13 protein-coding genes are annotated in these 19,907 nt (G+C 74.3%); 6 read left to right on the plus strand and 7 right to left on the minus strand.

Features of this window, described 5'->3' with window-relative positions; translation table 11 throughout:
* Nucleotides 1-6: 6 nt before the first annotated feature.
* The gene (gene deoD, locus HBO46_RS14895) at nucleotides 7-720 is read left to right on the plus strand and encodes a purine-nucleoside phosphorylase (RefSeq protein ID WP_166133089.1); all 714 of its coding nucleotides are present in this window, start codon (nucleotides 7-9) and stop codon (nucleotides 718-720) included.
* A gap of 57 nt (nucleotides 721-777) precedes the next feature.
* On the opposite strand, the gene HBO46_RS14900 is transcribed toward deoD, so the two are convergent.
* Nucleotides 778-966 (minus strand): hypothetical protein, encoded by a 189-nt coding sequence (locus HBO46_RS14900; RefSeq protein ID WP_166133091.1) that lies wholly within the window; start codon nucleotides 964-966, stop codon nucleotides 778-780.
* Nucleotides 967-1,027: 61 nt separating this feature from the next.
* Between HBO46_RS14900 and HBO46_RS14905 the strand changes: the two genes are divergently transcribed.
* Nucleotides 1,028-2,110, plus strand: coding sequence for an NAD(P)-binding domain-containing protein (locus tag HBO46_RS14905; RefSeq protein WP_166133094.1), 1,083 nt, complete (start codon nucleotides 1,028-1,030; stop codon nucleotides 2,108-2,110).
* Here the strand turns inward: HBO46_RS14905 and HBO46_RS14910 are convergent.
* Together HBO46_RS14910 and HBO46_RS14915 are read right to left on the minus strand one after the other, a co-directional pair.
* Nucleotides 2,100-5,429: an ATP-dependent DNA helicase gene (locus HBO46_RS14910; RefSeq protein WP_224769104.1), complete on the minus strand. Its 3,330-nt coding sequence runs from the start codon at nucleotides 5,427-5,429 to the stop codon at nucleotides 2,100-2,102. The genes HBO46_RS14905 and HBO46_RS14910 overlap by 11 nt on opposite strands.
* Nucleotides 5,426-8,761 (minus strand): ATP-dependent helicase, encoded by a 3,336-nt coding sequence (locus tag HBO46_RS14915; protein ID WP_166133096.1) that lies wholly within the window; start codon nucleotides 8,759-8,761, stop codon nucleotides 5,426-5,428. Before HBO46_RS14915 ends, HBO46_RS14910 begins: the two co-directional genes overlap by 4 nt.
* A gap of 82 nt (nucleotides 8,762-8,843) precedes the next feature.
* Here HBO46_RS14915 and HBO46_RS14920 point away from each other — a divergent pair, with 82 nt between their 5' ends.
* Nucleotides 8,844-10,001 (plus strand): CaiB/BaiF CoA transferase family protein, encoded by a 1,158-nt coding sequence (locus HBO46_RS14920; RefSeq protein WP_166133098.1) that lies wholly within the window; start codon nucleotides 8,844-8,846, stop codon nucleotides 9,999-10,001.
* Nucleotides 10,002-10,043: 42 nt separating this feature from the next.
* Entirely contained in the window at nucleotides 10,044-10,637 is a 594-nt protein-coding gene (locus tag HBO46_RS14925; protein ID WP_224769106.1) for a DJ-1/PfpI family protein, read from the plus strand.
* Between the two features lie 98 nt (nucleotides 10,638-10,735).
* Here the strand turns inward: HBO46_RS14925 and HBO46_RS14930 are convergent, their stop codons facing one another.
* The 4 genes from HBO46_RS14930 to HBO46_RS14945 form a co-directional block, all read right to left on the minus strand.
* Nucleotides 10,736-11,842, minus strand: coding sequence for a barbiturase (locus HBO46_RS14930; RefSeq protein ID WP_166133100.1), 1,107 nt, complete (start codon nucleotides 11,840-11,842; stop codon nucleotides 10,736-10,738).
* A gap of 53 nt (nucleotides 11,843-11,895) precedes the next feature.
* Nucleotides 11,896-12,834 carry a carbamate kinase gene (locus HBO46_RS14935; RefSeq protein WP_166133102.1) on the minus strand — a complete coding sequence of 313 codons (939 nt, stop codon included), beginning with the start codon at nucleotides 12,832-12,834 and terminating at the stop codon, nucleotides 11,896-11,898.
* 94 nt (nucleotides 12,835-12,928) lie between these two features.
* Entirely contained in the window at nucleotides 12,929-14,449 is a 1,521-nt protein-coding gene (locus tag HBO46_RS14940) for a potassium/proton antiporter (RefSeq protein ID WP_166133104.1), read from the minus strand.
* Between the two features lie 166 nt (nucleotides 14,450-14,615).
* Entirely contained in the window at nucleotides 14,616-17,894 is a 3,279-nt protein-coding gene (locus tag HBO46_RS14945; RefSeq protein WP_224769107.1) for a M14 family zinc carboxypeptidase, read from the minus strand.
* A 370-nt stretch (nucleotides 17,895-18,264) separates the two neighbouring features.
* Here HBO46_RS14945 and HBO46_RS14950 point away from each other — a divergent pair, with 370 nt between their 5' ends.
* Both HBO46_RS14950 and HBO46_RS14955 read left to right on the plus strand, forming a co-directional pair.
* Entirely contained in the window at nucleotides 18,265-19,251 is a 987-nt protein-coding gene (locus HBO46_RS14950) for a sensor histidine kinase (protein WP_224769108.1), read from the plus strand.
* Nucleotides 19,248-19,892, plus strand: a complete 645-nt coding sequence (locus HBO46_RS14955) for a response regulator (protein WP_166133106.1) — start codon at nucleotides 19,248-19,250, stop codon at nucleotides 19,890-19,892. Before HBO46_RS14950 ends, HBO46_RS14955 begins: the two co-directional genes overlap by 4 nt.
* Nucleotides 19,893-19,907: the final 15 nt, after the last annotated feature.

Below are 19,907 nucleotides of genomic sequence, written 5' to 3' on the forward strand. Positions count from 1 at the left end.
GCCCCGATGAGCACCCACATCGGCGCCGCCCCCGGTGACATCGCCCCGCTCGTCCTGATGCCCGGGGACCCGCTGCGCGCCCGCTGGATCGCGGAGACCTTCCTCGAGGACGCGCGCTGCTACAGCGAGGTGCGCGGCATGTACGGCTACACCGGGACCTGGCAGGGCCGGCCGGTGTCGGTGCAGGGCTCGGGGATGGGCCAGCCGTCGATGGCGATCTACGTCCACGAGCTGTTCACCGAGTACGACGTGCGCACGGTCATCCGGGTGGGCTCGTGCGGCGCGCTCAGCGAGCGGCTGGCCGTGCGCGACCTGGTCCTCGCCTCGGGAGCGTGCACGGACTCCTCGATGAACCGGATCCGCTTCGACGGCTGGGACTACGCCCCGGTCGCCGACTTCGAGCTGCTGCGGGCGGCCCGCGACGCCGCGACGCAGCACGCCGAAGGCGCGGGGGTGCACGTCGGGCTGGTCCTCAGCAGCGACTCCTTCTACCACCCGCGCACCGACGTGACGGCCCGGATGGCCGAGCACGGCGTGCTCGCGGTGGAGATGGAGACCAGCGCGCTCTACACCCTCGCCGCCCGGCACGGTCGGCGCGCACTGGCGGTGTGCACGGTCTCCGACCACATCGTCACCGGCGAGGAGACCACCGCGCAGGAGCGCGAGCAGACCTTCGGCGCGATGGTGCGCATCGCGCTCGCGGCCGGGTTCGCGGGCTGAGCCTCACGGGCTGAGTGTCGCGGGCTGAGTGTCGCGGGCTGGGCTCGCGGGGACCGCTCAGCTGTCGGCGAAGGCCCGCCTGGCGAGCACGAACGCGCCGGCGCCGAAGAACCCGAGCAGGGCGAACCCGAGCGCCTGGCCGCCCTCGTCCCCGCTGAACGCCCACAGGGCGCCCCAGCCGGCGGGCAGCAGGCAGATGAGGGCGAGGACGAGGTGGAAGGCACTGACGCGACGCGGGGAGCTCACCTGTCGAGGATGCCATTCCGGGGCCGGGAAGCCTGACCCGGGTCCGCGGCGTTGGGGCCACATGGAGACGACGCGCACGGTGTGGGACGCCCTGGTCATCGGCGCCGGGCAGGCCGGGCTCTCCGCGTCGTACCACCTCAAACGGCGCGGGATCGCGCACCTGCTGCTCGATGCCGACTCCGCGCCGGGCGGCGCGTGGCAGCACCGCTGGGACTCCCTGACCATGCGCGACGTGCACGGGGTGGCCGCGCTCCCCGACGCCGCTCCCCTGCCGGTCTCCGAGGAACGGGCGAACCTCGCGGTGCCGGCGTACTTCGCCGAGTACGAAGCCGCCCACGCGCTCCCGGTCGTGCGTCCCGTGCAGGTGCGGCGGGTGCGCCCGCTCGGCGACGGCCCCGCCTCGCTGCTCGAGGTCGAGGCGCCGCAGGGCCGCTGGCGCACCCGCACCGTGGTCAGCGCGACCGGCACCTGGACCCGGCCCTTCATCCCGGCCTACCCCGGCGCGGCCACGTTCCTGGGCGAGCAGCTGCACACCCACGACTACCGCGGCGCCGAGGCCTTCCGCAGCCGCACCGTGCTCGTGGTCGGGGGCGGGGCCTCGGCGATCCAGCTGCTCGGCGAGCTCGCGCCGCTGACCCGGACGCTGTGGGTGACCCGCCGCCCGCCGGTGTGGCGCAGCGACGACTTCAACCCGGAGCGGGGCCGCGAGGCGGTGGCCATGGTGGCCGACCGGGTACGCCGCGGGCTGCCGCCGCGCAGCGTGGTGAGCGTGACCGGCCTGGCGCTGCGGCCCCAGGAGCGGGAGGCGGAGCGGCGGGGCGCCTACCGCCGTCGCGAGATGTTCGCCCGGATCGAGCCGGACGGCGTGCGCTGGGCCGACGGGTCGTTCGAGACGGTCGACGTGATCTTGTGGGCCACCGGGTTCCGTCCGGTGCTGTCCCACCTCGCGCCGCTGCACCTGCGCAGCGAGCACGGCGGGATCCAGCTCGACGAGGCCGGGACCACGGCGGTACGCGATCCGCGGGTCCAGCTGGTCGGCTACGGCCCCTCGGCGAGCACGATCGGCGCGAACCGGGCGGGACGCGCGGCCGCACTGGGGGTGCAGCGGTGGCTGTCGGCGCACCCGGCCCCGGTCAGGGCCTGAACAGCTCCTCCAGCTCCACGCGCCCCGGCAGGTGCCCGGGCTCGATCAGCTCACCGGTGCGGACGTAGAAGAACGCGGCCCGCACCCGCTCCAGCGGTACGCCGTGCAGCTCGGCGTAGGCGAGGCGGTAGATCGCCAGCTGGAGCGGCTCGGAGTCCTGGTGGCGGCTGGTCTTCCAGTCCACCAGCAGGTAGCCGGGGGCCCCGTCGGGAGCGGTCTCGGTGTAGACCGCGTCGATGCGTCCGCGCACCACCTGCCCGTCGAGCACCAGCGCGAACGGCGCCTCGACCTGGTGCGGCACCCGGGTGCCGAACGGGCCGTGCTCGAAGCGGGTGATGAGCTCCTTGAGGTCGGTGTCGTCGTCGATGCCGGCGTCCGCGCGACCGGGCAGGTCGTCGTAGTCGAAGAGGTCCTGCTGGCCGAAGCGGGCCTCGACCCACGAGTGGAAGCGGGTGCCGAAGCGTGCCGCCGCCGAGGGCCGGCGCGGCATCGGTCGCGCCAGGTCGCGGGCGAACTCCGCGGGCTCGTCGCGCAGCCGGGCGGCCGCGGTCGCCGAGAGGCTGCTCGGCAGCTCGACGTCGATCTCGGTGGCCCGGTCGCGTCGCGCCTCGGTGAGCAGGCGCTCCAGCTCGGCGTCCCACTCCGCGACCACCGCGGCCTCGACCATGTCGAGGTCGAGGTCGGGCGCCTCGGGGTCCGCGGCGCGCAGGCGGCGGGCGGCCTCGAGGCGCAGCGCGGCCTCCATGCCGGCCTCGGTCACCGGCCAGGGTCGCGACGGGTCCACCGCGTCGTAGGGGTTGGGGTCGCCCTTGGCCGGCTTCTCCAGCCAGCCCTCGACCGGCTCGCCCCACGCCTCGAGCTGCTCGCGGACCACCTCCTGGTAGGCCGAGGGCCCGAACGGGGTGGACCGGGTCGACCAGCAGTAGCTGGAGACCGCGAGCGAGTGGGCCGCGCGGGTGAAGGCGACGTAGCCCAGCCGGAGCTCCTCCTCGGCGTCGTGGGCGCGGGTGGCGTCGCGGTAGGCGGACAGTGCGGTCTTGTCGTAGCCGTCGAGCTGGGGCAGGTCGGCGGCGTCCCCGCGCAGCGGCGCCGGCAGGATCGAGGGCGAGGAGGTCCACAGGGTGCGCGAGCGCCCCGAGGGGAACCGGCTCTCGCAGACCCCGACCAGGAAGACCGCGTCCCACTCCAGGCCCTTGGAGCGGTGCACCGTGAGCAGCTTGACCGAGTCGGCCTCGGTGGGGGTGGCCACGTCGAGGCCGTTGCCCTGGTCGTCCTCAGCGGTGAGGTAGGCCAGCAGCGCCGCGAGCGAGACGTCCCCGTCGACGGCCTCGAAGTCGGCGACCGCCTTGACGAACAGGTCGAGGTTGTCGCGCCGGGCGGCGGCCGCGTCGCTCACGGCGGAGGCGAGCTCGATGTCGGCACCGGTGGTGTCGATGATGCGGCGCACGATGTCGAGCAGCGGGTCACCGACGTGGCTGCGCAGCATCCGCAGCTCCGCGGCGAGCAGCGCGAACCGCTCGCGCGCCTCCGGGCTGTAGGGGTGCTCGGCCGGGTCGCCGGGATCGGCGAGCGCGTCGTCGAGGCAGGGGATCTCGGCCGGGTCGATGCCGTCGGTGATCGCGACCAGGTGGTCGGTGACCGTCGCGGGCTCGGCGCCCCGCGCCCGGCCGCCGGCCAGCTCCTCGGCGCGGCGGGCCAGCAGCCGCAGGTCACGCGGTCCGATCGCCCAGCGCGGCCCGCTGAGCAGGGTCAGCATCGCGGAGTTGGCCGTGACGTCGTGCATGAGGTGCAGCACCGCGACGACCTCCGCGACCTCCGGCAGGCGCAGCAGGCCGGAGAGCCCGACGATCTCCACGGGGATCCCGGCGCCGGTGAGGGCGTCGAAGACGTCCTCGGCATGGGCGTTGTCGCGGGTCAGCACCCCGATGTCGGACCAGGCGCCGGTGTGCGCGGCCCGCACGCCGGTGACCAGCGCGTCGAGCTCGTCGGCGTGGGTGAGGTGCACCTGCGCCGAGACCGTGCCCGGCTCGGCACCTGGCTTGGCCTCGAGCGGGTCGACCTGGTCGTACTTGTCGTACAGCGGCGCGGCGAGCCGGTTGGCCACCTCGAGGATCCGCGCGTCGGAGCGACGGTTCACCGTGAGCGGGTAGGTCGGCACCGGGCCGGCGGCCGCCGGGAAGGTGTCGGCGAAGTTGAGGATGTTGGAGACCGAGGCGCCGCGCCAGCCGTAGATGGCCTGGTTGGGGTCGCCGACCGCGGTGACGGCGTGCCCCCGCCCGGCGGCGGGCGTCGGGCCGGAGAAGAGCCGCGACAGCATCGTCGCCTGGGCCACGGAGGTGTCCTGGTACTCGTCGAGGAGGACCACCTTGAACTTGCCCCGCTCCAGCGCGCCGACGTCGGGCTGCTCGCTGGCCAGCCGGGCGCCGAGCTCGATCTGGTCGGAGAAGTCCATCAGCCCGAGCTCGCGCTTGAGCCGGCGGTAGCCGGCCACCAGACCGAGGAGCTCGCCCCGGCGGTCGATTGCCGAGATCGCCTTCTCGATCGGCTCGCGGTAGGTGGTGCGGTCCTTGCCCGCGCGCTCCTCGGCGAGAGCGTCCTCGAAGCCGCGCCGCGCCTCGGCGTCGACGCGGCGTACGTCGTCGGGGCCGACGAGGTGCTCGCTCATCGCGCCGTCGAGGGCCAGGAGGTTCTGGATGGCGGTCTCAGGGTGGTCGGTCAGCTGGGTGACCGAGCCGGTGTAGCGGTCCACGACGCGGGCGCCGAGCTGGTAGCGCGCCGCGTCGGTGATGACCCGGGTGTCCGGCTCGTGGCCGATGCGCAGGCCGTGCTCGGTGAGCAGCTGGGCGGCGTAGGCGTTGTAGGTGAGCACGGTCGGCTCGAGGACCTCCTCTAGCTCCTCTCCCGGCCGGGGGCCGGTCTCCGGGTCGTCGAGCACCCCGGCGGTGCGCAGCGCCGCGCGGATGCGCTGGCGCAGCTCGCTGGCGGCCTTGGTCGTGAAGGTCAGGCCGAGCACCTCCTCGGGACGCACCTGGCCGGTGGCGACGAGGTAGACCACCCGGGCGGCCATCAGCGTGGTCTTGCCCGACCCGGCGCCGGCGATGACGACGGCGGGGGCCAGCGGTGCGGAGATCGCCCGCCACTGCTGCTCGCTGGGGGCGTAGGGGGTCTTCATGACCTCCTGGAGGTCCGCCGGGCTCTCGATGCGCAACGGCGCCGGACCGGCCGGCGCGGCGGCGCGCTGGGTGTCGGTCGTGGGGACGCCGAGCAGGGGTACGTCGGTGTCCAGCAGGTCGTCGGCGGGCGGCTGAGGGGTCGTCACTGGCTGATCACGGCTCCGGCGCTCTTGATGGGGCACAACGGGACGAACGCGCAGTCGCGGCAGTGCTGGCCGGCGACCGCGGGGAAGGACTCCGTGCGCAGCAGCGTCGCCACCCGGCCGAGGTGGCCGCGCAGCTCCTCACGGGCCGGGCCCTCGTCGGGCTGGGCGTCCTGCGGCTGGACGACGGCGTGCGGCACGTCGTCGAGCATGCCGAGCTGCACCAGCTCGGCACCGCCGGCCCGCGGCCCCTCCGCGGGTGCGCCGACCTGCTCCTCCAGCACCCCGTCGACCGCGCCGGCGTCCACGGCGTACTGGTAGAGGCCGAGCTGGACGTTGCGCTGGACCGACTTGTTGGAGGGCTTGCCGCGCCCGGTCTTGAGGTCGACCACGACCACGCGTCCCGCTGCATCGAGCTCGAGGCGGTCGGCGTAGCCGGTGAGCCGGACCTGCTCGCCGTCGTCGAGCTCGACGACGGTCGCGAAGTGCTGCTCGGTGGCGAGCAGGCGGCGGGGGTTGTCGTGGTGCCAGCGCAGGAAGCGTGCCAGCGCGGTGCGGACCCGGGCGTGCTCACGGGCCCGGGACCAGGGGGTGCGGAACTCCAGGCGCGGCCACACCTCCTCGACGTGGGCCATCAGCAGGTCGGCGTCGTCGGGGCCGGCCGGGATCTCCCCGTCGGCGACCCGCTGCGCCAGCGCGTGCACGATCTGGCCGAGGTTGGCGGACTGGTGCGAGCGAGCGATGCCGCCGGCCTCCCGCTCCAGGAACCACTGCATCGGGCAGACCAGCATCGACTCCAGCACACTGGCCGAGACCGGAACCGGACGCTCGGGGTCGCGGATCGGCGCCGCGCAGCGGGTGGTGGCACGGGTGCCCCACCACGACGACGGGTCGGCCTGGGGCACCAGGAGCCGGTCGCCGACCGTCTCGCGGGCCAGGCGCGCCAGTCGGCTGGCCGCGGCGGCGCGCAGCGGCTCGGAGGTCTCGGGGTCGGCGAGGGTGCGGCGCAGCTCGGCGACCAGTCCGTCCATCGACAGCGGTCGCGCGGGACGGCCGGTGACCTTCTCGACGGTGACCCCGAGCTCGTCGAGGAAGCGCGAGGGCTGTTCCCCCTCGTCGTCGGGCGAGGCCACGGCGGTGACCACGAGCCGCTGGCGGGCCCGGGTGCAGGCGACGTAGAACAGCCGCCGCTCCTCCATCAGCAGCTCGCGCACCGAGACCGGCGGCACGATCCCGTCGGTGCCGATCCGGTCGGCCTGGAGCAGCGTGGCCCGGCGGCGCAGGTCGGGCCAGGCCTCCTCCTGCACGTGGGCCAGCACGACCAGGCGCCACTCCAGGCCCTTGGAGCGGTGGGCGGTGAGCAGCCGGACGGCGGCCCCGCGGGCGCCACGGTCGGCGAGGGTCTCGGCGGGGATCTGCTGGGCGACCAGCATCGCCAGGAAGTTGCGGACGCCCAGGTGGTCGCGCTGCTCCTCTGCCCGCGCGGCCAGCTCGAAGAGGGCACAGATCGTGTCGAGGTCGCGGTGGGCGCGGCGCGCGCCGGGACCGCCGGCCTCGGCGGCGCGGCGCAGACGCGCGGGCCAGCCGGTGCCCGACCACAGGGTCCAGAGCACCTCCTCGGCCGAGGCCCCGGCGCTGAGGTCGGCGCGGGCCCCGGCGAGGAGCCCGGCCAGCGCCCGGGCGCGCGCGGCCTCGGGCCCCTCGACGCCGTCGAGGAAGGAGGCGTCGACCACGGCGAGGCGCACCAGCTCGCGCGAGGCTCGCGGCGACTCGCCGGCCTCGCTCGCGCGGGCCTTCTCGCGCACCCGCAGCTGGCGCGCGAGCCGGCGCAGCTCGCCGGCGTCCATGCCGCCGAGCGGGCTGAGCAGCAGCGACTCCGCGCGACCGGCGTCGACCGGCTCGCGCTGGTCGGCGGGGTCGGGGCGGGCACCGCGGCCCGCTGGCTCGCCGGGCTCGACGGGCTCCCCCGGCTCCGGCCGCGCGGGCTCCTCGGGTTGCTCCTCGTCGAGCCCGATCACCACGCGCATCGCGTCGATGAGCGGCAGCACGGCGGGGTCGCGCACCAGCGGCACCTCGTCGCTGGCGACCTCGACGGGTACGCCGGCGGCCCCGAGGGCCCGGCGCAGCGGCGGGATCGAGGAGCGCCCGGAGCGGACCAGCACCGCCATCTCGTCCCAGCCGATGCCGTCCTCGAGGTGGGCGCGACGCAGCAGGTCGGCGAGGTGCTCGGCCTCGGCGCGCTCGGTGTCGAAGGTGCGGACCACCACCTTGCCGGGGCCGTACGCCGCCCCCTCGCTGCGCGGGTTGAGGAACGCCTCGCGGGCCGCGGCGTCGATGCTGCCCGGCAGGGCGAGGCGCCGCGCGACGCGCTGGGAGGCGAGCAGCAGGCGCGGGCCGAAGCGGCGGGTGGTGCGCAGCGCGATCACGTCGGCGGGGCGGCCGTCGAAGCGCGGGAACGCGGTCGGGAAGTCGAGGATGCCGCGCACCTCGGCACCGCGGAAGGCATAGATCGACTGGTGCGGGTCGCCGACCACGGTGAGGTTGCGCCCGTCGCCGGCGATCGCACGCAGCAGCGCGACCTGGCCGGGGTCGGTGTCCTGGTACTCGTCGACGAAGACGTGGGAGAAGCGGGCACGCAGCTCGTCGCGGTGCACCTCGGCCTCGATCGTGGCGCGCCGGATCAGGTCGGCGTAGTCGGTCGCGCCCTGGGCGTCGAGGTTGGTGAGGTACTGGTCGAGGAAGAGCCCGGCGGCGACCAGCTCGGGCAGGTCGTGCTCGCGCCCGAGGGCGCTGAGCTCGGTGCCGTCGAGGCCCTTCTCCCGGGCCCGCGCCAGCACCGCGTGCACCTCGCGGGCGAAGCCGCGGGTGCCGAGCGCCCGCGACAGCGAGTCAGGCCAGGTGACCGACTCGGGGCTGTCGGTGAGCAGCTCGCGCAGCACGACGTCCTGCTCGGGGGCGCTGAGCAGGCGCAGCGGCGCCTCGTAGAGCGCCGCGGGGGCGTAGGCCCGGATCAGGCCGTAGGCGAAGGAGTGGAACGTCGAGCTCAGTGTCGTGGCGGTCGTGCGGCCCAGCCGGGCGGTCACCCGGTCGCGCAGCTGCTCGGCCGCCTTGCGCGAGAAGGTCAGGGCGAGGACCCCCTCGGGGCTCGCGCCCCGCTCCTCGATGCGGTCCACGATGGCCTCGACCAGCGTGGTGGTCTTGCCGGTGCCGGGACCGGCCAGGACCAGGAGCGGGCCCCCGGGGTGGTCCACGACGCGCTGCTGGTGCTCGTCGAGGGTCGGGACCGAGGGCGCGACGGGCTGACGCACCAGCCGGTAGGTGGTCGTCGCTCGCATGCCTCCATTCGACCATCCGGGACCGACAGTCCTGTCGAGTGTTGCCGTTCCGGGCCTGTCGCGGCGGTGGCAGGGTGCGGGCATGACCGACGGACCCCTCAGCGACCTGCTCGTCCTCGACCTCACCCGCGCGCTCGCGGGCCCGCACGCCGCGATGATGCTCGGGGACATGGGTGCCCGGGTGATCAAGGTGGAGTCCCCCACCGGTGACGACACCCGGTCCTGGGGCCCGCCGTTCGTGGGCGAGCCCGGCGAGCAGGAGTCGACGTACTTCATGTCGGCGAACCGCAACAAGGAGTCCATCGTCCTCGACCTCAAGGCCGAGGCGGACCGCGAGGTGCTGGCCCGCCTCGTCGAGCGTGCGGACGTGCTGATGGAGAACTTCCGCGTCGGGGTCCTGGACCGTCTCGGCTTCTCCGTCGAGCGGCTGCACGAGCTCAACCCGCGTCTCGTCGTGCTCTCGATCACCGGCTTCGGCCACGACGGCCCCGAGGCGAAGCGGGCCGGCTACGACCAGATCGCCCAGGGCGAGGGCGGCCTGATGTCGCTCACCGGCACCGCCGCGCCCACCAAGGTGGGCGTCCCGATCGCCGACCTGCTGGCCGGCATGAACGGTGCGTACGGCGTGCTCGCCGCGCTCCACGAGCGCGAGCGGACCGGGCTCGGCCGGGTCGTGCGGACCTCGCTGCTGGCGGGCATGGTCGGCGTGCACGCCTTCCAGGGGACCCGCTGGACGGTCGCCAAGGAGGTGCCCGGCCTCGCCGGCGACCACCACCCCTCGATCGCGCCGTACGGCATGTTCGCGACCGCGAGCGCGCCGATCCAGATCGCCTGCGGCTCCGAGGGGCTGTGGCGCGCACTGTGCACCGCGCTCGACCTGGACGCCGCCGAGGAGCGGTTCGCGACCAACCCGCAGCGGGTGGCGCACCGCGACGAGCTGATCGCCGTGCTCGAGGGGCTGTTCGAGGCCAAGCCGGCCGAGCACTGGCTCGCGCTGCTCGCCGACGCCGGCATCCCGTCGGGCAAGGTGCGCTCGCTCGACGACGTCTACGCCTGGGAGCAGACCCGCTCGCAGGGCCTGCTGCTCTCGGTCGAGCACGCGACGCAGGGGACGGTGGAGCTGCCCGGCTCGCCGATCCGCTTCGACGACAACCCCTTCTCGGGCGGCCGTTCGGCGCACACCGCTCCCCCGACGCTCGACCAGCACGGCCCGGCGATCCGGGAGTGGCTCGACTCCTGAGCAACCCTCCCCCGCACGGCGCCGGGCTGCCACGATGACGAGGTGACCCAGACGCGCACCGTGGCGATCCTCGCCTTCGACGACATGGAGGTCCTGGACTACGCCGGGCCCTACGAGGTGTTCAACGTGGCCGGCGACCTCACCGACCCGCGTGCCTTCGAGGTCGTGCCGGTGTCGGTCGACGGCGCGCCGGTGCGCGGTCGCGGCGGCTTCACCGTGGTCCCGCGGCACTCCCTCGAGGACTGCCCGCCGACCGACCTGCTGGTGCTTCCCGGCGGGTCCGGCTCGCGCGCGCTGCTCACCGACGAGCGGGTGCTCGCGTGGCTGCGCGACCGGGCCGCCGAGGTCGAGCTGCTGATGTCGGTGTGCACCGGTTCGATGGTGCTCGCCGCCGCCGGGCTGCTGCGCGGGCGGCACGCGACGACCCACCACACGACGTACGACGAGCTGGCGGCCCTCGACCCGACGGTGCGGGTCGAGCGCGGGCCGCGGTTCGTGCGCAGCGACGAGCGGCTGTGGACCTCCGCCGGGGTCTCGGCCGGCATCGACCTGTCGCTGCGGGTGGTGCATGACCTCGCCGGTGTGGCGGCGTACGACGCGACGGTCGCGGAGATGGAGTGGATGTGGCGCTCCTAGCCGCTCCGAGCGCCTGATCGGCGTACCAGCACATCAGGGCCCGGCCGCTGGAGCGGCCGGGCCCTGATGTGTGATGTGCTGCTGTGTTGCTGGTGCGCTCAGCCCAGGTCGACGATGGCGGCGACCGGGCCGCCGCCCTCGGGACCCTGGTGGGCGGCGGAGACCGACACGAAGACGGCCGGGTCGCCGGTCACCGCGGCGGTCACGCCACCGACGCACGACTTGATCTGGCGGTGCCAGTGCACGTCGGAGTCGTCGAGCATCGCGTTGCGGCGACCCCGGACGGTGCCGTCCTGGGAGGCCTCGCACTTGAGGAACACGTTGACCAGCTTGCCGTCGAGGTCGCTGTGGTGCGGGCGCTCGGGGAGCTCGAGGCCGGCGTCCTTGATCGCCTTCCAGATGCCGTCGGCGTCGAGGGCGTCGTTCATCACCGAGTGCCCGATGCGGTAGCGACCGCCGACACCGGTCGCGTTGCCGACCACGACCACCTGGGCCTGGTCGAGCTCGACGCCGGAGGAGCACGAGGCGACCGCGGAGAACAGCTCGCGGTTGTGCATGACGTCCTCGTCGGTCGGCATCTCGATCTCGCCGAGCGCGACCGCGATGCCGAGCGCCGTCACGCCGTTGGAGAGGTCCATCGACTCGTGGGTGTGCTCGGTCCACACCGACTTGCCGCGCGACTTGGCGTCGCGGATGGTGTGGATGGTGAGCAGCGGGGTCTTGGTCTGCACGTAGTGCACGTCGGCGGGGTCGGTGATCCCGGCGCGCTCCATGGCCACCTTCACCGCGTCGGCGACCTTGCTGATCATCGGCGTACGGCCGATCTCCTCGGGCAGCAGCTGCTCGCTCATCGCGAAGCCGACCGTGAGGCGCTGCTCCTCGCGCGAGGGGTCGTCCGCGGCCACGTCGGTGGTCGCGAAGATCGTCGCGTGGGGGCTGATCACGCCGTCGGTGCCGCCGGACCACACGATCGGGACCTGCTTGACCTGGTCGGCGGGTGCGCCCTTCTCGATGAGCACCTCGCGGAACGCGCGGTCGGCGATGATCCTGGTGTAGTCGTTGACCCCACCGTTGCCCTCGGTCTTGCCGATGATCGCGACGACGCGATCGGCCTTCATCACGCCCTCGTCGATGAGCTTCGCGAGCTCCGAGGCGTCGGCGACGGAGTGGATCGGGACCTTGCGTACTTCGATGGCGTCGGGCAATGGACTTCCTTCCGGTAGGGGCGGTGCGGTGGTGGGATGAGGGAGCGCGGGGATCACCCGGGCACGACGACGGTGCCGACCCCGGAGCCGGTGACGGCCTCGGTGATCAGGTCGAGACGGGTGATGACGGCCCGCTCTCCGCCGCGCTCGACGAACCGGCAGGCCGCGTCGACCTTCGGTCCCATCGAGCCGGAGCCGAAGTGGCCCTCGGCGGCGAGCTCACGCATGCGTGTCACGGTGACCTCGCCGAGCGGCTCCTCCTGGGGAGTGCCGTAGTGCAGGACGGCGGCGGGGACGTCGGTCGCCACGACCATCACCTCGGCGCCCACGTGGCGTGCCAGGAGCGCCGCCGCCAGGTCCTTGTCGATGACCGCCTCGACGCCGCGCAGCGAGCCGTCGGGCTCGGCGACGACGGGGATCCCGCCGCCGCCGGCGGCGACGACGACGAAGCCGGCGTCGACCAGCGCGGTGATGGCGGGCGCGTCGACGATCTCCAGCGGTTCCGGGGAGGCGACCACGCGGCGCCAGCCCTTCGGGCCACGGTCCTCCCAGATCTCGCCGTGCGCGACGAGCACGCGTGCCTCGTCGGCCGGCAGGTAGCGCCCGACCGGCTTCGCGGGGTTGATGAAGCCCGGGTCGCTGGCGGAGACGCGGGTGCGGGTCACCAGTGCGGCGGCGCGGCGCGACTCACCGGCACGGGCGAGCGCGGCGTCGAGCGCGTCGATCAGCACGAAGCCGAGCGTCGCCTGGGTCTGTGCCCCGCACCAGTCGAGCGGGACCGGCGGCACCACGGAGGCGGCGATCTCGTTCTTGACCAGCAGGTTGCCCACCTGGGGACCGTTCCCGTGGGTGACCACGACATCGACCCCCGCCGCCACGAGCGTGGCGATCGAGCCTGCGGCGAGCGTCGCGGCACCGATCTGGTCGTCGGCGCGGACGCGCCCGTCGGCATTGGCCATGGCGTTTCCGCCCAGTGCAAGCAGGACCCTCATGGATCGAACCTAGTGAGGTCGGCCACCCCGGAGCAGGGCAACTTGGCCCAAGGGATCGCCTGTTCGGTGGCAGGTGTTGCCAAGGCCGCTCCACTCACCCGTCCCGGCGTCGTACGCCGGGGGGCCGGGGCAGGCCGGCGTACCAGCCCGCGAGCCGGCCCTCGCGGTGCACCTGCCGCAGCCGCCGCTCGATGAGCGCGGTGGTCGCCCGGGGTGCCGCGACGAGCACCTGGTCGCCGCCGCGCAGCACCGTGGCCGCGTGCGGCGCGAACAGCGCGCCCTCGCGCTGCACCAACGCGACGGCGGTCCCGGGCGGGAACCGCAGCTCGGAGACCTCGACACCGGCCAGCCGGGAGTCGCGCGGCACGGCGAACTGAAGCAGCGTGGCATCGAGCTCGTCGAGCGGCGCGGCGTCGATCGCGACGTCGCGCGGCCCCACCTCGAGCGCGGCACCGGTGCGGCGCGCGACCCACGGCAGGGTGGGTCCCTGGATCAGCGTGAACAGCACGACCAGCAGGAACACGACGTCGAAGATGCGCTCTGCGCCGGGCAGCCCGACGCTCATCGGGATGGTGGCCAGCACGATCGGCACGGCACCGCGCAGTCCGGCCCAGCTGATGAAGGCCTGGTCGCGCAGCGGCACCCGGAACGGGGTGGCGCACACCAGCACCGACAGGGGGCGCGCCACCAGGGTCAGCGCGCCCCCGACGAGCAGCGCGGTGGGCAGCGCGTCGAGCAGCCGGCTGGGGCTGGCCAGCAGGCCGAGCATGATGAACAGCCCGATCTGGGCCAGCCAGGCGAGCCCCTCCACGAAGCTGTCGGTCGCCCCGCGGTGTGGCAGTCGCGCGTTGCCCAGCACCAGCCCGGCGACGTAGATGGCCATGATCGCGCTGGCACCGGCGAGCCCCGAGACGGCGAACGCGAGGAAGGCGATCGCGACGGTGGCCAGCGGGTAGAGCCCGGTCGCCGGCAACGCGCTGCGCGCCAGCAGCCAGACGCCGGCGCGGGCGACGAGGGCGCCCAGCACCACTCCCGCGACCAGCTGGTAGCCGATCAGCGCGGCGATGCCCAGCACCCCGGCCTCGTCCCAGGCATCCGAGGTGACGACGGTGACCAGGACGATCACGGGCGGGTCGTTGAAGCCCGACTCGGCCTCGACGACCGCGCGCAGCCGGCCGCGCACCGCCATCTGCCGCAGCACCGCGAAGACCGCCGCCGCGTCGGTGGAGGAGGCGACCGCCCCCAGCACGATCGCGGTGCGCAGGTCGACGTCGAGGGCCCAGTAGGCGAGCCCCGTGGTGACCGCCACGCTGAGGAACACCCCGAGGGTCGCGAGCACCACCGCCAGCGGCGCCACCGGACGCACCGTCGCCCACCGGGTGGTGAACCCGCCCTCGGCCAGGATCATCGCGAGCGCGACGTTGCCGAGCACCTGGACCAGCTCGGCGTCCTCGAAGCGCAGGCCGAGCCCGGACTCCCCGATCGCCAGGCCGATGCCGAGGTAGACCAGGAGGCTGGGCAGCCCGGCGCGGGTGGAGAGCCGGACCGCGGCCACCGCGGCCAGCAGCACGAGTGCGCCGGTGAGGACGACCAGGTTGAGATCAGCGGGCTCCACCACCTGCTCCCCCGTCCCGGACCGGTTGACGTCCCGAGTCTTGAGGACCGGTCCGGTGCGGTGAATGGGGGCCAGCACCCAACCGGACCTCGGGATCGGACGCGGGGAGGGCCGGCACCCCGCGGGGTGCCGGCCCTCTTCTGCTCGTCGCCTCGGTGGACGGTGCTCAGCGCAGGACGATGGTCCTGGTCGCCGAGCTTCCCTGGATCAGGGCGGTGGCCCGGAACGCGGCCTTCACGACGTGCCGGCCGGCGCCGAGCCGGACCCGGACCGTGCGGCTGCCGTCGTCACCGGCACGCAGCCGCAGGGTGCGCACGACCCTGCCCCCGTCGCTCAGCACGAGGGTGCCGACCGCCGGCAGCCGCGGCACCGCGAAGGTGACCGTGGCCGCGACCTGCCTGCTCGCCGGCCCACCGACCCGCTTGAGCTTCAGCGTGGTCCGCGAGACCGCCTTGCCGACCCGCACCGTCGCCGGGGCGCTGGTCGCGACGTCGTACGCCGGGTCGCTCGGCGTGAACCGGGCGAGGACCGAGGTGGCGCCGGGCCGCAGGCCGGTCAGGCGCAGCGTCGCCGTGCCGGCGGAGGTCGTGCCGGTGGCGGCGACCTTCCCGTCGACCAGGAGCTCGACGGTCCCGTCGACCGGGCCGGCATCGCTCGCGACGCTCACCTGCACCGGGGCCGCCGCGGGGTAGGACACCTTCGCGCCCGGCTCGATCGTGACCGACACCTGGCCGGGGGCGGACACCCCGGTGCCGGCCGGTGCCGCCCAGAACAGCGCGGTGGCCGCCTGGCTCAGCCCGCCCTTGGGGTGGTTGCGGAAGAACACCGAGGTGCCGAAGACGACCGTGCGGGCGCCCGAGGCGGCCTCGGCGGAGACCACCGATGCCTGGCCGGCGGCGCTGGCCGGCCCGTCGAGGACCGGACCGCCCGCACCGTCCGGCGACTGGCGCCAGTGGCCCGCCAGCAGCGGGTCCGCGGCGTAGCGCTGCTCGACCTTCACGCCCGTGCCCAGCCCCGTGAACCACGCCGCGGGGTAGATGAACGAGGCGTCCTGCGGGTGCGCTGCGAGCAGCGAGTCCGCCGGGGTCTCGACCGCGACGATGCCGTTGCCCGAGCGGTTGCCGGACACGGCGGTGCCGGAGAGCAGCCCGAAGGACTGCGCGGCGGCGAAGGCCGCGGTGCTGCGGCCCACGAGGGCCCCGCCGCCGTCGACGAAGGCCTGGAGCCGGGCGCGGGCCACCGAGCCGGCCGCGGGGTTGAAGGCGGTGCCGATCCACAGCGCGTCCACGTCGTCGAGCTGGGCCGGGGCGGTCTCCAGCGAGGCCGCGGTCACCTGGACCAGGTCGTCGAACCCGAGCTCGGTGAGCGAGAGCCGGTCGTCCTGGGTGCCGACGTAGGCGATCGTGAGGTCCTGCAGACCCCGGGTCGTCTCGTCGTCGAGGGCGTCGAGGTCCTCCTCGGTGGCCGCCTCGAAGGCGACGTCGAACTCCTCCGCGGCCGCGGCCGCCTCGTCGTAGCCCTCCGGCCCGACGATGGCCGCACCGTCGTCCAGCATCGACACCTCCACGCCCTGCTCGAGCAGGGCGTTGAGCGCCCGGAAGTCGGCGACCCCGGCGAGCTCGAGGCTCAGGTGGTCGGGTCCGTCCGGCACCGCGGCGTTGCGCTGCGGCGCCTCGATCGGGGTCACCGAGCCCAGCGCCGGGTCGGTGGTCAGACCGACCTTGTCGACGGTGGCGCCCCACAGATAGGACCAGCTCCACGCGGAGATGTCGTACATCGAGGGCACCTTCGGAGAGATGTCCTCACCGAGGTCGAGCAGCGAGTTGGCCAGTCCGCGCAGCGGCTGGTGCATGTCGACCACCCACGAGCCGGCGGGGTACGTCGTGCCGGCGACGGTCACGGCGGCGTCGAGCGTGCCGACCTCGATGTCGTGCAGCAGCAGCTGGCGCACCAGGCGGGCGGCGTCGCTCATCGAGCGCTGGCCCTCGCCCCGGGGGATGACGTAGGCGCGCGGCAGGGTCACCGGCTCCTGGTCGTCGACGACGTCCCACAGCTCCTTCCACTGCGAGGGGCCCGGCACGGCGTCCACGCCGGCCTCGGTCAGCGCGGTCTTGGGCTCGCCGGCGACGCCGCGCCGGAAGGTCTCGATCTGGTTGAGCAGCATCTCCCGGGCGTTGGTGGAGTCATCCATGTATTCGACGATGCCCTCCATGGTCTCCTCGGCCACCGCCACGTTGACCGCCGCGCGCTCCGGGGTCTGCCGGCCACCGGGGGCCCCGCGGGTGAGCGGAAGCTCGACGGTCGCGCTCGCGGCGCCGTAGAACGCGGCGTACTGGGCGGTGAAGATCGGCGGGAAGTCGTCCCAGCCGTCCGGGGTGTCGCGGTAGGGGATCTTGACGTGCGCGGTCTCCGGGCCGGTGTTCTCCGGGACCACGGCCCCCGTCTCGACGTTGTAGTAGGTGTTGCCGGGGATGGCCGCCTCGACGACCTTCTCCTCCACCGCGAGCGAGAGCGCGTAGTTGTGCGGGATGTAGAGGTCGTACTCGTAGTTGGAGCCGTGCGGCGGGCCGCAGGGCTCGAGCTGGAGCACGTTGGTGTAGCCGTGGAAGTCCGCGGCGTAGATCGGCTGGATCGCCTGCGCGGTGCGGATGAACGACCTGGTCTCCGGCGTCGTGTTGGTGATCATGTCGCGGTTCGGGTCCAGGCCGAGCGCGGTCGCGCGGGTGGCGTTGGTGCGACCGTCGGGGTTGAGCGAGGGCGAGAAGTAGATCCGGTTGTTGCGCAGGATCCCGCCGACCTCCGAGAGCGGCGCGGTGGCGAGGTGCTCGATGTAGCGCAGCGCGCCGTCGGTGCCCTCCCACTCGTTGCCGTGGATGTTGTTGCTGATCCAGATCGGCGTCTTGTACTGCGCGAGCAGCTCCTTGTCCGCCGCCGCTGCGTCCGGGTCGTTCTTGATCTTGGCCCGCCAGGCCGTCTGCTGGGCGGTGTCCTGCTTGCGCTCCGGCGCGGTGAGGGTCACCAGGTAGAGGTCGCGCCCCTCGGTGGACTGCCCGATGACCTGCACCGAGATCCGGTCGCTGACCTTCATCAGCTCGGTGAGCCTCGGGGCCAGGTCGGGGTGGCCGACCAGCGCCGCGGTGTGGGCGGCGTCGTCGGGGTTGTCGCGGTAGAGCCGCAACCGCGGCTGGAAGGGGTACGACGTCGGCATCACCAGCGGGTCGCCGGCGACCGGGGCCGCGGCGGCCGCCTGGGCGACCTGCGCCCTCTCGGCCGGGTCCACCCGGGTGGCGGTGTCCGGTCCGCGGCCCTCACCGCCGACCCCGGCCCGGCTGGGGGCCGGTGGCTCGACGGCGGTGGCGGGCGTGAGCCCACCGACCGCGGTGATGGCCAGGGAGGTGGCCATCGCGAAGCTGGTCAGGCCGACCAGCGCACGGGATCTCGTCACGGCAGTTCTCTTCTCTGTGGGGGGGATGCCGGCACGCCCACCCCAAGCGAACGGTCGTGCCGTGTCGGGCAGCGACGATCACACGACCCAGGTCACCGCCGACAGGGTCGTCGGGAGCCGGACCAGGCCACTGGCCGACCGCGGCCCCTGGCGTCGGCCGTCCGGGCGAGCAGTGCGGTGGAGGGGAGGGTCGACGGGCGGGTGCCCGGCCCTCCGGTCATGCGCGGCTCCTCGCCACGTCCGGCCGACGCCACGATCCTCGGCCCGGGCCGGCGCCGGCGGAATGGGGGCTGCCACCCATCTCGCGCCTACGCGCGCCGGGCCCGCAGGGGTGGTGACAGCGCCGCCGCCGTGGGCCACCCTGACGACCGTGCACTCCCCGAGGATCCTCGCGAGGATGCCGCTGCTCGGGCAGGTCTGCCTGGTCAACGGCGCGGTGCTCGCCGCGGCCACGGGGGTCCTGCTGCTCTCCCCCGCCCGGGTCTCCCCGGAGGTGGTGCGGGCCGAGGCGGTGGTGGTGCTGGTCGGCCTCGCCGTGGTGCTGGCGCTCAACGCGCTGCTGCTACGCCCCTCCCTGACTCCCGTCGACCGGGTGGTGCGGCAGATGTCCGGCGTCGAGCGGATGCGGCCCGGCGACCGCCTCGACGACCCGGGCGAGGGCGCCGGCGCCCAGCTGGTGCGCGGCGCCAACGCGATGCTCGACCGCCTCGAGGCCGCCCAGCGGGCGAGCAGCGCCCGTGTGCTGGCCGCCCAGGAGGCCGAGCGCCACCGGATCGCCCAGGAGCTGCACGACCAGGTCGGGCAGAGCCTCACCGTGGTGCTGCTCGGGCTCAAGCAGGTCCAGCAGCACGCCCCCGAGCAGCTGGTCGGGGAGCTCCAGCTGGTGCGCGACAGCACCCGCGCCGCGCTCGACGACGTACGCCGGGTGGCGCGGCAGCTGCGGCCCGGGGTGCTCGACGACCTCGGCCTCGCCAGCGCGCTGACCGCGCTGTGCAGCGAGTTCGAGGCCCACGGCACCGCCCGGGTGCGGCGCTCCGTGGCGCCGGGACTGCCGCCGCTCAGCGCCGACGTGGAGCTGGTGATCTACCGGGTGGCCCAGGAGGCGCTGACCAACGCCGCCCGGCACGCCGGGGCCCAGGAGGTCGAGGTGTCGCTGACCCGGCTGGGCGACGCGGTCGTCCTGGAGGTCTGCGACGACGGCCGCGACGGACCGGGATCGATCGTCCCCGGCGCCGGGGTGAGCGGCATGCAGGAGCGGGCGCTGCTCGTCGGCGGCACGCTGCGCGTCGAGGGCGGCGCGGGCGCCGGCACCCGGGTCCGCCTGGTCGTGCCGCCGGGCCCCACGAGGCGGCCATGATCCGGATCCTGCTGGCCGACGACCACGCGCTGGTACGCCGCGGCGTACGCCTGATCCTCGAGCAGGAGCCCGACCTCACGGTGGTGGCGGAGGCCGGGGACGGCGAGGAGGCCGTGCGGCTGCTGCGCGAGACGCCCGTCGACCTGGTCGTGCTGGACATCGCGATGCCGCGCACGACGGGTCTCCAGGCGGCGCGGGAGATCTCCCGGCGCCGTGACCCGCCGCGGGTGCTGATGCTGTCGATGCACGACAACGAGCAGTACTTCTTCGAGTCCCTGCGCCTGGGCGCGAGCGGCTACGTCTTGAAGTCGGTCGCCGACGAGGACCTGGTCGGCGCGGTGCGCGCGGCGATGCGCGGGGAGACGTTCGTCTATCCCGGGGCGATGGGGACGCTGGTGCGCGACTACCTCGGCCGGCTGCGCCGCGGCGAGCGGGTGCCCGAGACGGTGCTGACCGAGCGCGAGGACCAGGTGCTCAAGCTGATCGCGGAGGGTTCCTCCTCCCGCGAGATCGCCGCCGCGCTGGTGATCAGCCCCAAGACCGTCGAGCGCCACCGCGCCAACATCCTGGCCAAGCTCGGCATGCGCGACCGCACCCAGCTGACCCGCTACGCGATCCGGGCCGGGCTGATCGAGCCCTGACGCGCTACAGCCAGG

The sequence above is a fragment of the Nocardioides ochotonae genome, assembly GCF_011420305.2.
Classification (GTDB): domain Bacteria; phylum Actinomycetota; class Actinomycetes; order Propionibacteriales; family Nocardioidaceae; genus Nocardioides; species Nocardioides ochotonae.

What these genes read in the sequence shown, in the direction of transcription:
- deoD (WP_166133089.1), top strand. Translation starts at nt 7, where the DNA reads ATGAGCACCCACATCGGCGCCGCCCCCGGTGACATCGCCCCGCTCGTC.
- HBO46_RS14905 (WP_166133094.1), top strand. Translation starts at nt 1,028, where the DNA reads ATGGAGACGACGCGCACGGTGTGGGACGCCCTGGTCATCGGCGCCGGG.
- HBO46_RS14915 (WP_166133096.1), bottom strand. Translation starts at nt 8,761, where the DNA reads ATGCGAGCGACGACCACCTACCGGCTGGTGCGTCAGCCCGTCGCGCCC.
- HBO46_RS14920 (WP_166133098.1), top strand. Translation starts at nt 8,844, where the DNA reads ATGACCGACGGACCCCTCAGCGACCTGCTCGTCCTCGACCTCACCCGC.
- HBO46_RS14935 (WP_166133102.1), bottom strand. Translation starts at nt 12,834, where the DNA reads ATGAGGGTCCTGCTTGCACTGGGCGGAAACGCCATGGCCAATGCCGAC.
- HBO46_RS14955 (WP_166133106.1), top strand. Translation starts at nt 19,248, where the DNA reads ATGATCCGGATCCTGCTGGCCGACGACCACGCGCTGGTACGCCGCGGC.